The organism is Paenibacillus sp. FSL L8-0663 (assembly GCF_038008125.1).
Classification (GTDB): Bacteria; Bacillota; Bacilli; order Paenibacillales; family Paenibacillaceae; genus Paenibacillus; species Paenibacillus polymyxa_D.
Genome location: NZ_JBBOYM010000001.1, coordinates 478,409 through 493,911, shown reverse-complemented (window position 1 = coordinate 493,911; position 15,503 = coordinate 478,409). Strand labels below are relative to the sequence as shown.

Annotated in this window: 9 protein-coding genes and 1 pseudogene; 4 read left to right on the top strand and 6 right to left on the bottom strand. The window is 46.9% G+C overall.

Going from position 1 to position 15,503, the window contains the following annotated elements; all coding sequences use genetic code 11:
• Nucleotides 1-28: 28 nt before the first annotated feature.
• On the bottom strand, nucleotides 29-3,175 hold the full coding sequence (locus tag MKY75_RS02170) for an ATP-binding protein (RefSeq protein ID WP_069010769.1): 3,147 nt from the start codon (nucleotides 3,173-3,175) through the stop codon (nucleotides 29-31).
• Between the two features lie 159 nt (nucleotides 3,176-3,334).
• Nucleotides 3,335-6,805, bottom strand: coding sequence for an S-layer homology domain-containing protein (locus MKY75_RS02165; RefSeq protein ID WP_340884167.1), 3,471 nt, complete (start codon nucleotides 6,803-6,805; stop codon nucleotides 3,335-3,337).
• Between the two features lie 273 nt (nucleotides 6,806-7,078).
• Here MKY75_RS02165 and MKY75_RS02160 point away from each other — a divergent pair, with 273 nt between their 5' ends.
• Both MKY75_RS02160 and MKY75_RS02155 read left to right on the top strand, forming a co-directional pair.
• Nucleotides 7,079-8,059, top strand: coding sequence for an aldo/keto reductase (locus tag MKY75_RS02160; RefSeq protein ID WP_165147951.1), 981 nt, complete (start codon nucleotides 7,079-7,081; stop codon nucleotides 8,057-8,059).
• A gap of 99 nt (nucleotides 8,060-8,158) precedes the next feature.
• Nucleotides 8,159-8,454: pseudogene (locus MKY75_RS02155) on the top strand (MerR family transcriptional regulator).
• Here the strand turns inward: MKY75_RS02155 and MKY75_RS02150 are convergent.
• Nucleotides 8,451-9,116, bottom strand: a complete 666-nt coding sequence (locus MKY75_RS02150; RefSeq protein ID WP_029514704.1) for a methionine ABC transporter permease — start codon at nucleotides 9,114-9,116, stop codon at nucleotides 8,451-8,453. The pseudogene MKY75_RS02155 and the gene MKY75_RS02150 sit on opposite strands and share 4 nt — an antisense overlap.
• Nucleotides 9,113-10,135 carry a methionine ABC transporter ATP-binding protein gene (locus tag MKY75_RS02145; protein ID WP_069010766.1) on the bottom strand — a complete coding sequence of 341 codons (1,023 nt, stop codon included), beginning with the start codon at nucleotides 10,133-10,135 and terminating at the stop codon, nucleotides 9,113-9,115. The genes MKY75_RS02150 and MKY75_RS02145 overlap by 4 nt, the downstream gene beginning before the upstream one ends.
• A 261-nt stretch (nucleotides 10,136-10,396) precedes the next feature.
• Here MKY75_RS02145 and pdaA point away from each other — a divergent pair, with 261 nt between their 5' ends.
• Complete coding sequence (gene pdaA, locus MKY75_RS02140; RefSeq protein WP_165147948.1) at nucleotides 10,397-11,194, top strand: delta-lactam-biosynthetic de-N-acetylase; 798 nt, start codon at nucleotides 10,397-10,399, stop codon at nucleotides 11,192-11,194.
• 152 nt (nucleotides 11,195-11,346) lie between these two features.
• Here the strand turns inward: pdaA and MKY75_RS02135 are convergent, their stop codons facing one another.
• Complete coding sequence (locus MKY75_RS02135; RefSeq protein ID WP_029514702.1) at nucleotides 11,347-13,047, bottom strand: glycoside hydrolase family 13 protein; 1,701 nt, start codon at nucleotides 13,045-13,047, stop codon at nucleotides 11,347-11,349.
• Between the two features lie 261 nt (nucleotides 13,048-13,308).
• Here MKY75_RS02135 and MKY75_RS02130 point away from each other — a divergent pair, with 261 nt between their 5' ends.
• Nucleotides 13,309-14,400: a hypothetical protein gene (locus tag MKY75_RS02130; protein ID WP_029514701.1), complete on the top strand. Its 1,092-nt coding sequence runs from the start codon at nucleotides 13,309-13,311 to the stop codon at nucleotides 14,398-14,400.
• A 301-nt stretch (nucleotides 14,401-14,701) separates the two neighbouring features.
• On the opposite strand, the gene MKY75_RS02125 is transcribed toward MKY75_RS02130, so the two are convergent.
• Entirely contained in the window at nucleotides 14,702-15,490 is a 789-nt protein-coding gene (locus MKY75_RS02125; protein WP_069010762.1) for an SDR family oxidoreductase, read from the bottom strand.
• Nucleotides 15,491-15,503 lie beyond the last annotated feature (13 nt).

Below are 15,503 nucleotides of genomic sequence, written 5' to 3'. Positions count from 1 at the left end.
CTTTTCCGACGAATGTACTGTACTTTTTTTATTCATCGGTATTCCGGGGCGAAATCGTTTCCGGCACACGGAAGCTTACCGTCGTCCCTTGCATAGGATTACTTTCAATCCGCAGTCCTTCTCCATACATATGGATAAGACGGCGATGGATATTACGCAGTCCCACGCTGGAAGATATATGATCATCCGACAGCAGTTGTTCCAGTCGCTCCGGTGGAATCCCTACGCCGTCATCGGTCACGCTGACCACAAAATCGGTTCCATCCTCCTGCACAACCACTCGCACGGTTCCACCTGTTGCCCGTTGCATCACACCATGCCGTATCGCATTTTCCACGATGGGTTGAATACTTAACGGCGGGATGAGCGACCGGATGTTCCTCCCTACCTCTACGGTTACCTGCAAACGTTCTTCAAATCGTGCTTTTTCCAGTGCCACATACGATTCTACCAATTCCAGCTCCTTGGATAACGGTACCGTATTCTCTCTGTTCTGAAAATCAAAGCTCCCCCGCAAATACTGGCTTAGCTCCATGAGCAGCTCCGCTGCTTTGTCCGGGTCTACGGCTACGGTCGAAACAATGACATTCAAGGCATTGTACAGAAAATGCGGCTTGATTTGTGCCTGTAAAAAGGCCATTTCAGAACGCACCGCTTCCTCCGCTGAATGGCGCATGTTCAGCAGCGTGCGCACACGTGCCTTTAATTCCTCAGCATCAACAGGCTTACGTAGAAAATCATTCGCTCCGGCCATAAAACCTGCGCGGATATCGCCGGGCAGATCGCGTGCCGTCAGGAGCAACACCGGTAGCTCGGACAGGGAATACCGTTCCCTTATCCGTCGGCACAGCTCAATACCGGACATTTCCGGCATCATCCAGTCCGTAATGACCAGGTCAAATCGGGTACGGCCATTCAGCATGTGAAGTGCCTCCTCGGCATGATCCACAGCCACCACGCTACAACCTGTGGCATATAATAGTTCCTCCAGCACCCGAAGGTTAACCTCGTCGTCATCTACAGCCAGCACTTTGTAAGGGACAGTCTGGACTCGCTCCAGTGCATCCTCTTCATGCGGAATCACATTCTGACCCGACGTCACGCCAGGCTGCAATATAACCGCAGGCGAAACATCTTTTTGAGCTTCATGTCCCAACGTTCCGGTCTGCGCCAAGGGCAGTGTAAAATAAAAGGTCGAACCCTTACCTAATCTAGATTCTACCCGGATATGACCCCCATGCAGTTCCACCAGACGACGGACTATGCCTAATCCAAGCCCTGTCCCACTGTATCCTTCATCCTCAGCATTCGCCCCTCGGTTAAAAGGTTCAAATATATGCGAAAGATGCTCCTGGGCAATACCGGAGCCGGTATCCTTTATACTGATTTCCATTTCACGGGTCCCCGCTTTGGCAGAGATTACGATTTTGCCTTCCTCCGTAAATTTCACCGCATTACCCAATAAATTGTATAAAATCTGAATCAGCCGATCCTCATCCGCATCTACTTTGGGCAACGAACTGGGCCATTCTTTGACGAATTGAAGCTTTTTCTTACCCACCGTATGCCCCAATACCTCCAGCACGGAATTCACAGCTGCCTGTACATTGACAGGCCGACGATTTAAGGCTAATCTGCCATTTTTCAAATTAGAAAAATCCAGAATATCGTTAATTAAATAAGAAAGTCTGCGTCCTACATTCGCAATCAAGGCCAAATTGTGCTTTTGCGGCTCATTGAATTGTGTCCCGTAGCGGTCTAGCATGGATTGAGCGATATTAATAATTCCATGCAGAGGAGTGCGCAGTTCATGTGACGTGTTCGCCAGAAATTCGTTTTTCAACCCATCCAGTGTGAGCAATCGTCGTGACAGGTTCTCAACCTCCATAAACGAATGTACAAAACGTTTGGCCAGCAGCAGCGTTTGAGCCAATACGAATATGAGCATTTCATAGGCTGTCACCCCACGTACATCTCCCCAGCCCAGAATATACACAAAACTAGTCACTACAATCATAAGAATGCTCATAATACTAATGACTAGCAGTGCAGCGTCATCCGTCTGTTGAAGAAGCCCACGAATCAAGATTAGTAACACGTATCCCACACTGACTACACCAAAAAGAAGAATAAACAATTCAAAGGATGAGAGTACCAATGTAGGCAAAAATAGCCCCATACCCAGCATCAGTGCGGTTGTAATATGATAGAAGCGCAGCACGATCCGATTCATAACAATCTGCGTCGAAAGATGAACATAGCGGATCAGAAAATAGTAGAACAGCGTTGACGAGAACGACTGTATTTTCAGTACCCATTCATAAGGTAAATCCGGTATTCCCCAAACCAGCAGCTTTTCTCCATGTGTCAGAATATAAAATAAAGCCGCGATGCAAAAGCATCCTAAGTAAAGTAATGCCTTCTCCTTTTTACGCAAAAGGTATAGCATGATAAAAAATACGGTAGGAATAAAAAATCCTGCGATCAGTACGGTGTCCTCTGCCATTGCAACTTCCCGGCTATGCGTAATACTCTCGTAATCCCCAAATAACAGTGGATAAATAATCCCACCAGAGGAATAGCTATAATTAGCCACATGCACGGTAATATCAGCCGAATGTCCATCTACCGATGCAAACCCAACATAGGGAACATTGCCCTGCTTACCCTTGTCGGCAGAAACAGAGGGAATACCACTCGCTCCGACGTTTTCTCCGTCAATCCATACTTGGCTGGCACTGCGAATGTTTTGCATATAGATGCCGTACAGATTTTCCGCTTTTTCAGGCAACAGCACACGGATATGATAGGTTCCATATCCGGTCGCCTGTCCCTTAGGCATCCACTGATTCCATCTACCTGGCACATCCACAATCTTGGCAGAAGATCTCGTTTCCATCCCCAACTCTGAAGAACTCTGATGACTTTCCCAATCCTTATCTTGTTGCATTTCATGAAAGGATAAAGGTTGCACAAGCTGATTAGGGTAAAATTCCCACTCCCCTCCCAGCTGTACAGGGCCTTCCTTATGAGGGTCCCAATTACGCAAATCAATAATACCGTTATGAGCTTTCCAATGACTGTTTCCGGATAAAACACCCGACACTAACGGATACACTGGTAACGCAACAGCAAGCAGAAGTATAATAAAAAATAAAACACCCTGTTTTTTCATAAATCCTCCGCTCTTTTCAATAACGTCTATCTTTTGTATCGGTTATTCTATTCAGCTACATTAGAAGCGTTGTCCATACAAAAAAGGACGCCCGCCGCAGATAAAATCTGTGCGGAATCGTCCCCTTCAATACGTACTTGTAGTTTCTAGCCTCTCCTATTAAGGAATCATAACGCCATCAATACTACCGCCAGGAATCGAGCTTGAATCGTCTCCACTGTTATCGCTCGGCGGTGTTGCTCCACCGTTGCTGTCACCGCTTCCTGTTCCGTTGCTATCGCTCGGCGGTGTTGCTCCACTGCTGCTGTCGCCGCTTCCTGTTCCGTTGCTATCGCTCGGCGGTGTTGCTCCGCTGCTACTGTCGCCGCTTCCTGTTCCGTTGCTATCGCTCGGCGGTGTTGCTCCGCTGCTACTGTCGCCGCTTCCTGTTCCGTTGCTATCGCTCGGCGGTGTTGCTCCACTGCTGCTGTCGCTGCTTCCTGTTCCGTCGCTATCGCTCGGCGGCGTTGGTCGACCGTTACTGTCACTGCTTCCTGTTCCGCTGTTTTGTTGCTGGCTGGCTACAAAATCTTTATACTCCTGAATCGCATCTTCCAGATCCATGTAATTTTTCTTAAGTTCTGGCATAGGCAAATACTGGTCCAAACGATTGAATGCATCCACTACTCTGTGAAAGTAGACCGTCGTAGGATCTGTACCATTTACTGTAAGCAGATTGTTCGCAATGTTCTTAAGCTCTTGGATATCAAGATCAGTTACGATCCATTTGAATTGGTAGTTCGCAAACGCTGTAATCAGATCCGTATTAGCTTGGTCTACCTGTACCTGTGTGCTATCCGGATTATTAAGCACAAGGTTTGCCAGATTAATCTGCCCTTGAAGTTCTTCGTTATCTTGTTCCGTATAATGACGGCCGAACGTCAAAATTTCATTATTGGCCAAATTGATATTGTGATTCAACAACGTAGTATCCACCGTTATAGGTGCAGCATACTGGCTCTGTACTTGTTGCAGCTCCTCATATACAGGAACAACGTCTTGTAATTCAAAGCTGGACAAGCCTAAGAAAGTAGAGGCATGCTCTGAAGCAGAAGACAAGGCTTGCTGAGCCTCAGCGCTTAATGCGCCTGAATTTTGCAGCAAAATTCCATTGATCGAAGTCTGCATTTCAATGACTTTGTCTCTCAATTGTAGTCTTTTCTCGTTATATTTTTCAAGATAGGTCCCTTTAGCCTGACTTAATTGATTATAAGAGATGACCAATTGCTCCTCAGGAGTAAATGGCATAATGAGTGCAAAGTTGGCTTGTCCTGTTTGTTGCTCTAAAGACAGCATTTCCGTATTCAAGTAATTACGAGCCACAGGGTTAGACAGCAGTTTTAGTTGAATATCTTGAACCAGCTGCTGCAGTTTTTCCCGAGTTGTAGCAGGCAATGGCACAGTGAACTCCGTAAGCCTTTGACTCAGCTCCATGTTCAAGTTCAATACGTCCTGCTGGGTCATAGCAGTGTGCATCTTCTCTGTATATTCCTGAATCAAGTTATCTAGTTCAGCATTTTGAGAACCATTCTGATCGTAGATAACCTGCGCTTCTTGTAAAGTATTCTTAAGCACCGAGAAGTCCGCTGCTTGCAGTGCCAAGAATGATTCTGTAGCAAGATCTATTTTTTGTGTCCATTCTTCCAACTGCTCAGTTGTAGCCAATGGATTCACATATACATTTGATCCTTCTCTTACTAAGGACTTGTAACGCGCTTTATCTGTTTTCAAATTATCCACACGATCCGTTACATCGACAAAATGCAGATAGGCATCTCTGAGTTTTACTGATGCTTTGTATACCTTTATTACTCGACGCAAGCTTTCTGCTTCCCGATCCACAATATTTTGAGGCGCATTTCCTTCCAACACATTGTTGCCAAATTGAATCGCTTGACTTAGTGAGTCGTCCCAAAGAGGTGGAAATTCATCACCAACCATTCGGTTTTGTTCAAGGGTAGTCGAAGCTAACTGAACCAGTCTAGTTAATTCCTGTGTTCCAATCACCGGCTCTGTGGCTGAGGTTGTGTACACAGAAACATCCTGTTTCAATGTGCTGAGCGCTTGATCTACTTCTGCCTGTGTAGCTGCCGTATTGTTCAGTACCAGCATAGCCTGATTGATTGCTATGGACAGGTTTTCCTTCGCTGCGACCGTGTAAAGCGCCTGATCCAGTCCCCCCTCACCTGCACGCTCCAACAGTTCTTTGGCTGCATGGACTTCCGTCTCCAACTGACTGCGGTCTATACTGACGATATCACTGTCACGTTTTTTCTTATCTTTGCTATCTGTGTCCGTGACAACCGATCCAACAGAGGATGAGTTCTTCGTACCATTTACGAGACTAACAGCTTCCTTCATCGCATTATAGTTAACAATAACATCCTGCGGCTGTTTTTGTTCCGGCAGATTGAGCTGGTTGATTGCAGCCCCCTTGGCCAGTGTGATAAAAGGAACACCCACATATTGTGATGCATCCAGCAAACCAATACTTCCGCTCACCAACAGCTTGCCTAGTCCCTGTTGCAATGAAACACGACTAATCGCTGCATCCCCCTCGGTCCCGATCGATGCATCATTTTTCAGCGTAAGGTTGTCAATCTTTGTCGTCCCGGTTGCAGTCAGTTTGGCATCCTTGGAGCCCAGTTCTACACCGGACCATGTCGTATTTTCCAAAATGGCCGATACAGGCTGGGTCCCTGAGCCTTTGATTTCTAATACGCCTGTGGAGGACATGTTTTTCAAGGTTACCGAACCATTGACGATCAGGCGTCCATCAAAAGACACACCCTTACCGTCAAATACACCACCGTCTGCGTTAATTTCCAGCTTATTTACACCTGTGAGTGTACGCAAATTACGGTTAAGATCGATTTTTGCCCCTTTTAATACAGCTTTGTTATTTTCACCAAACAAGCCTTGCAAAGATCCTTCCAACTGGTACGGGATATTTCCGATTCGAACGGTATTGCCCTCTGATTTCACTTCTCCTACCGGATGATCCAGCAGGCTGACGAATACTTCTGCACCACTCTCCCGGTTCAATGGATTTTTCAAATCCGTTGCAGAAGCATCCTCTGATAACAGACCGTAAGAGCGGGCAACCTGAACTGCATTTTGCTGTGCATCCGCAGTACTTGTATCCTGCAAGTGCATTGCACGTACGAGCGAAACAATCAGTTCTTCCTTGGTAATGGCATCCCCCGGACGGAAGAGTTCTCCGTTACCTGTCATATACCCGGCTGCACGTACGGCCTCAATATAGGGAGCGCCCCATGCATCGGACGATACATCCATAAAAGAAGTCTGCGGCTGATTGTTAACTTCCAACTGGAACAGACCGCACAAAATTTTGGCCGCTTCAGCGCGGGTCAAATTCTTTTGTGCCATAAAATCGCCCTGATTCCCACCTGTCATCAAACCCAAAGTACGAGCTTGTGCTACAAATCCAGTTTCACTTTGTGTATCTGCTGTCGCTGCATAAGCAGTCTGAGCGCCCCCCAGCCAAGGCAAAGATACGATGGAGCCTGAAGCAATCCCCAATACCATCGCAGATGCAATCCATTTATTTCGATTTATAAGTTTCAACATTTCCACTCCTAGACGCTATTTATTGGCATATATCCTGTTTTATCAAAGTCTTTAGTCATGTTTAGTTCTACGGATTATGCAACCAAGGAACTATGCTAAGAGAATTATACGAAACCCCACTGAACCGATTCTGAACAATTAGTCCTATATGAAGGCATCACGCAACAAAATCGCTTGACTTGGAGTGAACTCCAAATGTAATAATATCCGGTGTAAGTAGCTGGAGTAGAACATTTGAAGAAAACAATATCTAGGAAAGAGAGGTATAATCAAATGGACTATATGAAACTTGGAAATACCGGCTTGGATGTATCCCGGCTTTGTCTTGGGTGTATGGGCTTTGGGGTTGCAGAACGATGGATTCATCCATGGATATTAGATGAAGAGCGCAGTCGTCCCATTATAAAAAAGGCCCTGGAGCTAGGCATCAATTTTTTTGATACCGCGAATGTATATTCAGACGGAACTAGCGAAGAAATCGTCGGACGGGCTTTAAAAGATTTTGCGAATCGAGATGAAATTGTCCTTGCAACGAAGGTTCATTTCCGTATGCATCAAGGCCCCAATGGTGCGGGACTTTCTCGAAAGGCTATTATGAGTGAAATCGATAAGAGCCTTAAGCGACTGGGGACAGATTATGTGGATCTGTACCAAATTCATCGCTGGGATTACACTACCCCTATTGAAGAGACGATGGAAGCATTACATGATGTTGTGAAGGCTGGGAAGGCAAGATATATCGGAGCTTCTGCCATGTACGCATGGCAGTTTCTAAAGGCTTTGCATATAGCTGAGAAGAATGGATGGACCCGGTTTGTATCGATGCAAAATCATTTAAACCTCTTATATCGTGAAGAGGAGAGAGAGATGCTGCCGCTTTGTAAGGAAGAAAAAATCGGTGTGATTCCATACAGCCCACTTGCAGGTGGAAGATTGACGCGTGATGCGCAGGAAACAACACATCGTTCCGAAACCGATCAAGTGGCAAAATCTAAATACGATGCGACTGCAGATACCGATCGATTGATCGTGGAGCAGGTTGCGGCCATCGCAGAAAAACGCGGAGTTCCACGCGTTCAAATCGCACTTGCCTGGTTGCTACAGAAAGAACCGGTAACAGCTCCGATTATCGGTGCTACAAAAACGTCTCATCTTGAAGATGCAGTAGCTGCTCTTTCGATTACGTTAACACCTGAAGAAATCGCATTGCTGGAAGAGCCGTATGTTCCTCATCCGGTAGTTGGCGCCCAGTAAATATGGATGAAATGACAGTTTCGAAATAAGAAACGACAAGAACGCCCTATCCATTTACATAGGGCGTTTCTTGATCAGAAATCAGGAGGTGAAGTCTGCATGTTGATCGCAGAAGTAAGCAAAAAATTCGAACTATCTCAGGATACACTCCGCTATTATGAACGCATCGGACTTATTCCGCGTGTGAACCGTAATAAAAGTGGCATCAGAGATTACACGGAAGAAGATTGCAGATGGGTTGAATATATTAAATGTATGCGAGAAAAGAACTCCTAATAGAGCAGCGCAAGCAGCTCATTGCAAAAATGAAAGATATGAACAACGTATTGGAACGCATGGATTATAAAATTACAAGCTATGAACAGACAATAGGTGAAAAAAAACATCTAATTTAACCCCTGCGTGCTTTACGGGACAATAGGTTCCCCAAGGACTGAACACCTTGTACAAACAAGACTAGAATGATGACGGTAATCAGCATAACCAGCGTATCAAAACGTTGATAGCCATATGCGATCGCCAGATCGCCAATTCCGCCTCCGCCGACCGCACCAGCCATAGCAGTAGCACCAATCAGACCAATGGCTGCTGTCGTTAACGACAAAATCAGAGAACTGAATGCCTCAGGAAGCAAAAAGTATCGAATGACCTGGAACGGGGTCGCCCCCATCGCATCTGCTGCCTCCAATATCCCCGGATTCACCTCCAACAGCGAGTTTTCGACCAGCCTTCCGATATATGGCGCAATATATATAATCAAGGGGACAATTGCCGCGCTGGTCCCAATGGATGTATGCACAATCAGACGGGTTAACGGAATGATCGCAATCAGTAAGATAATAAACGGTAAGGAACGAACAATGTTAATGATCGGATTCAAAATATTGTGCAGCCATTTGTTCTCCAGAATTCCGCCCGGGCGTGTGATGACGAGTAAAATACCGATAGGGATACCGATCAGGGCGCCAATGAATAAGGATATGCTGACCATGAGCACGGATTCATACAAAGCTTCCCACAGTTGATCCCAGGTTATCGTGGTTCCTGTAATCATCATAGACTCTCTACCTCCTGAATATGGACTCCTTTGCTCTTGATAAAATCAACAGCCTGCTGAATGGAATGCTGTCCACCACGCAGTTGGATTGTCATATAGCCAATCGTCGTTTCTTGAATCTCCGTCATGTTGGCAAACAAAATGTTCACATGGATATCATGCTGCCGAATTAATTCATGAACTACCGGATCAGAAGCAACCTGTCCTATAAATTCCAGCTTGTAAATCCGCTGTGATTCTTGCTGTTCGAACGTTTGTAGCACACTCTCGGGTACTGCATCGTGAATGACCGTGCGTACAAAGCTCTGCGTCGTCGGGTGCTGCGGCTGTCCGAATACCTCCAGGACATTGCCCTGCTCGATGATTTCCCCTTTTTCCATTACGGCAACCTTGTTGCAAATTCGCTGAATCACCGACATCTCATGGGTAATGATCAATATGGTGATCTTGTATTCCTTGTTGATTTTGCGAAGCAAGTCGAGAATAGACTGTGTGGTCTGCGGATCAAGTGCCGAGGTCGCCTCATCACAGAGCAAAATGGATGGGTTGCTCGCAAGCGCCCGTGCAATCCCGACACGTTGCTTTTGTCCGCCGGAAAGCTCGTTGGGATAGCTGTCCGCCTTGTCCGACAATCCTATGAACGCCAAAAGCTCTTTCACACGCCCCTCTATTTCGCGTTTGTTGCGCTTAAGCAGCACCAACGGAATTGCAATGTTGTCGAACACCGTTTTTGATTCCAGCAGATTAAAATGCTGAAAAATCATTCCAATCTTCTTCCTTACCTTCCGCAGTCCAGAGGTAGAATAGGTATTTAACTGCTCCCCTTCAACAAGAACCTCTCCGCTGGTTACTTTCTCAAGACGATTGACCAAACGGATTAGCGTACTTTTCCCTGCGCCACTGAATCCGATAAATCCGAAGATGTCCCCTTTATCCACTTTGATATTTATATTTTTTAACGCTTCAATACTTAGGCCTTTTCTCACGTAGGTTTTAGATACATTCCTAAGTTCAATCATGAGTCCTAACTCCTTCCGTTCTTACAAGTATGTAAGATATTCTGAGCTGATGCTTTTCTTCGGCATAAACGATCGAATTAAATCCGAGTATTCTAGTGAGTTTTATAAAGTATACTACTTCGATTTAATATTCATGTCAATATGAGTTTTACATTCGGTCAAAGCATGTCCTTGCATAAATCAGTACGATATTGCAGATGGTATGAAATATGTCGAAGCATACACACCTTACCCGAACGGGACGAAAGCGGAGGAACATAGATGAAGCGAATATTTACCTTGTGGCTATGCATTGCAGTAACGGGTATGTTGGCAGTTACGGCGGAACCCGCATGGGCTACTCAGACTGTTGACGGACAGCCTTATCATTTTGGGTTTAAAAAAAGTAAAGGAGGGGAGCTGCCTTCCATCGCACAAGAAGGCTTTATGCACCTGATCGAAAGACAAGGTGGCATCTTTCTGGGGGATACGACTAAAAAAGAATTATTTCTCACTTTCGACAACGGCTATGAGAATGGGTATACTCCGAAAGTGCTGGATGTATTGAAGGCCAAAAAGGTTCCGGCCGCCTTCTTTGTGACGGGGCATTTTGTAAAAGACCAGCCAGCTTTGATGCGACGCATGGCGAGTGAGGGCCATATTATCGGCAACCATTCATGGAGCCATCCTGATATGAGCACCATTTCTTCGGCAGAGATCCGGTCTGAGCTGGATCGGGTACGAAATGCATCGGCAGAGCTAACCGGGCAAAAAGAAATGAAATATGTCCGGCCGCCTCGCGGCATTTTTAGTGAAAAAGCATTGGCTTCCTGTCGAGAAGCCGGATATACGAGCGTATTCTGGTCTGTGGCTTACAAGGACTGGGACACAAAAATTCAGCAAGGAACGGACTATGCCTATCGTCAAGTCATGCAGCAGCTCCACCCTGGAGCGGTCATTTTGCTCCATTCCGTATCCAAGGATAATGCCGAGGCCCTTGCTTCTATCATCGACGAGGCTCGCAAGCAAGGGTATGAGTTTAAAAGTCTAGACGACCTTAAGGTGAAACATTATCACTAAAAAGTAACTACATTTAATGAGACCATATCATAATGAGCCCGATCCACACCTGCCCATGGTAGCCAGTGTGGATTGGGCTTTTTAGTTTACTCCAAGGAAGGGAAGGCTCTATGGGCCTTCCCTTCCTTTTACCATTCTAAAGATAGCAAAGCCTAATGCATGGTTAGCTTATACACTCTGGCTTCATAAGGCCGCAGCTTCAAGGCATGCAGTTGTTCCCCTTGTACCGGTTCGTAGTTGGAGAGAAGTAGTTCCGCCTTGGCGGCAGGAAGCTCCTCACCTTCGGGCCAGTGGAACACCGGATCACGGTCAAAGAAATTCAAAATGACCAGCAAACGCTCTTTTCCCAACATACGAGTGAATACATACAGCTCTGTATCCAGTGGCAACAGAAGCTTGTATTCGCCATAGACTATGACCTCATGTTGTTTGCGCAGAGCAATCAACTTACGATAATAGTGGAAAATCGAGCCTGGATTATTTCTTTCAGCCTCTGCATTAATGTGTGTGTAGTTATCGTTAATCTTCATCCACGGCTCTCCATCGGTAAATCCGGCCGCAGGACCAGCATCCCACTGCATAGGAGTGCGTGCATTATCCCGGCTTTTTCGCCAGATTGCCGCCATAATCTGCTCCTCCGGCTCACCAATCTTTCGTTGCTGCTCATAATAGTTTAACGTTTCCACATCCCGATAATCATCAATCGACGGGAATGCAATATTCGTCATCCCAATTTCCTCACCCTGATAAATATAAGGCGTACCCTCAAGCATATGTGTGAAGGTTGCCAGCATTTTGGCGGATTCCACACGATATTGTCCATCATTCGCAAATCTGGAGAGAGCCCGAGGTTGATCATGATTGTTGAGATAATTGGCATTCCATCCTTCCTGATGAAGCACTGTCTGCCAACTGCTCATTATTTTTTTCAGCTCCACCAGCGTCCATGGCTTGGATTTCCATTTTTCCGTCCCTAGCCCTTGTGCATCAATAAACATGTGTTCAAACTGGAAGACCATATTCAATTCATGCCGCTGGTCTCCCACATAATCAAGCGCCTGTTCCGGTCCTAAGCCAGACGTTTCGCCAACTGTCATTAAGGGATAACATTCCAGCACCTTTTCATTCAGCATCCGTAGAAGCACATGTACCTGTTCCAGATTGGAAAAGAGCTGATAAGCCCGTACCAAGGTTCGTTTGTCGGGATTATCGGCATCCGGCAGCCCTTCGGCTTTGACAATATGGGCAATAGCGTCAAAACGGAAGCCATCGACTCCCTTTTTCAGCCACCATTCCACCATGCGGTAGAGCTCGCCCACCATCTCTTCATTTTCCCAGTTCAGATCCGGCTGATGCTCGGAATATAGATGCATGTAATATTCGTCTGTAAGCTTGTCATATTTCCACACTGAGCCAGAAAAATACGATTCCCAGTTGTTCGGATATCCGCCATTTTTGCCTGTTCGCCATATGTAGTAGTCCCGCTTCGGATTATCCTTGGACGAGCGTGACTCCGTAAACCACGGATGCTCATCCGATGTATGGTTTAATACCAAATCCATCATGATTTTGATACCTCGTTCATGCGCCTGGTGAAGCAGTTCGTCAAAATCCTCCATTGTTCCAAACTCATCCATAATGGCATAATAATCGCTAATATCATATCCATTATCGTGATTGGGCGATTTATATACCGGACAAATCCAGATAACATCAATACCCAGTTCACACAAATAATCCAACCTGGACAAAATGCCTCGCAAGTCCCCTTTACCGTCTCCGTCAGAATCCTGAAAACTGATCGGGTAAATCTGATATACAACGGCTTCCTTCCACCATATTTTTTTAGGCATGTTTCCCTCCTGTAGCTTCTCTGTACATCCAATAGCTTATGCTCTTAACATACACGCAATACCTGGCTGCGAATCGTTGGTGATTGGGAACAAGAGTCTTGTAAGCTTGCTTCGACGCATTAGCAGAACCGCTATAATCTGCGGAGGTTTATTTTAAAAAAATATTTTGTAAAACAGGTTGTATAAATGGATCTGGCGTTACCTATATTTATGAACTGCCCATATACATGTACCCACTTTTGAATAAAAGGAGGAATTTACATGAACCATCGATCCAAGGAGCCAAAGGATCTGATTGTGGAAACTGCCGTGATCCCGCCCAACATCCATGTGGATGTGGAGTCAGCCACTGAGGGCGGAACACGCCGCCTGATGCTTAGCGATAACCCGGAGACGCTTACCCATGTGACGGTACCTACCGAGCAAGCCACCCTGTGGCATGACATGGTTCGCTCGACAACCCGAACAGTCAAACATCGCATTTTCGGCTGGCATTATAACAAAATCGACAGCCCTGTTAAACTGGGCATCACTGTAGAGAACAGGAGCGCTGCTAAACTGGAAGTACGCCATATTGAACGCGCTCTTAAGATTGTGCCTGAGGACGGCAACTGGATTATTGATGTCGGGCAGTCTATTGCCAAAAGCTGTTTGGCGGGTACGATGGAACGTGTGAGGCCAGCAGACCGTCATAAATTCGGCAAAGGCACCGCTCTGCTGGAGGAATTTGAGCTGCCCGAGGGATCGCTGGCCGGATTCATCTATGACCTTACCGTAGAATTTGCTGAAGGCCACGGTACGCTGGATTATGTGATTCGCACCGTGATCAGCAAGGACACGCAGACCGATCTGCGCCAGATTCATATGGATGCGCTTCCTCCCGTACCTCCACCACAGGCGCATCCACGAGGGGTGTGGTCCTTTTCCGAAACGAATGCGCGGATGCCAGAGTACGTGGTGGGACAGAGCGCAAACTATCGGGCGTGTGCCACCAAAAAGCTGAACGGTGAGGCTCCTGCCGATCTGCTGTTTACCGGGGCACGCAGCGAGCTGGGGCCTGCGCTAGATAATCGCGGACAATTCGGAACCATATACAACGCGACCATTCCCATCGTTAACGACAGTGACGAGGTACGTATCGTCAGAATCTACGCGAATCCACGTGGGGGCGCGTTCGCCGGGGCTGTACGCGTGGATGATCGTGTATATGGTATCCCTTTGCTACGAGATAATACCAAGGTATGCCGATTAGCTGATATCAGCGTTCCCCCCGGCAGATCCAGCTATTCTCTCAGCTTCATGGTTGCAGGTAGCGCAACTACGCCGCTAGGTCTGTACGTCATTACACTATAGCTGTGCTCACGATGACTGGATGAGCGAACGTGGGGCCAAAATGTTACGGGATATGGTCTCCTCTATAGTAAATGGAGCTGTCCCAAAGTGGTTTTAAACTTTATTGGACAGTCACGCTTCATCATTAGTATAAAAAAGCGCGAGTGCAAGGGTTATTCCCCCCCGTAGCTCGCGCTTTGGTTCATGCTCACCCATTTGAGCAGGTTATGGTCAAGCGAAGGCACGAGCCCTCTCGCCGCCATACCCGGCATCGGCGATGACCATACCCGGTCACCCGGTTTGTGTCAGAATAAATATCGCTCTATTTGAACCGCTGGACCTGCCTCGAAGGCATAATGGTCAACTCTGGAATATTGACATGCTCCGGCTGCTCTAGTGCATAAAGGGCAGCTTCTGCAACATCATCGGGATGCAGCGGCAAAACGCTCGAAGCAAACGCCCGAATTTCCTGCTCGGGATATCCGGCCACCTGCGAAAACTCCGTCGCCACCGCCCCGGGGTGAATCGCAGTTACACGAATTCCTTGCGTACTGGTCTCCAAACGCAATGCAGAGGCTATGGCGCTAACGCCGTACTTGGTAGCGCTGTATAGTCCTCCTCCGGCAACCACTTCCTTCGCTGCAATAGAGGAGACAATGACAACATCCCCCTTGGCCTGTTCCCTCATTGGCTGAAGTCCGTACTTCAGTGTCAGGACAAGACCGTGCACATTCGTCTTGTAAAGCTCCTCCCAGCGTTCCAGTTCCACCTCTGCCAGCGGACTTCGATACCCGAAGCCGGCATTGGCAACGATAATGTCAAGCCGCCCCCAGCGTTCAAGAATGGCGTGGACCGCCTGCTGTATGTCTTCAGCCTTTTGGATATCGGCAGGTATTGCCATGACCTCATACAATTCCTCTTGGTGCAAGTCGCGAACCAATTCATCCAATCGCTCCTGACGGCGCGCCAATACAGCTACATACGCGCCACGCTTTGCCAGTTTTTTTGCAATCGATGCCCCAATGCCGCTGCTTGCACCTGTTACCAAAGCTACTTTCCCGGCCAGGCTTTCCTTCGCTGTCCAGGATAATTTCAACTCATCCAATATCATGTTAAACCCTCCC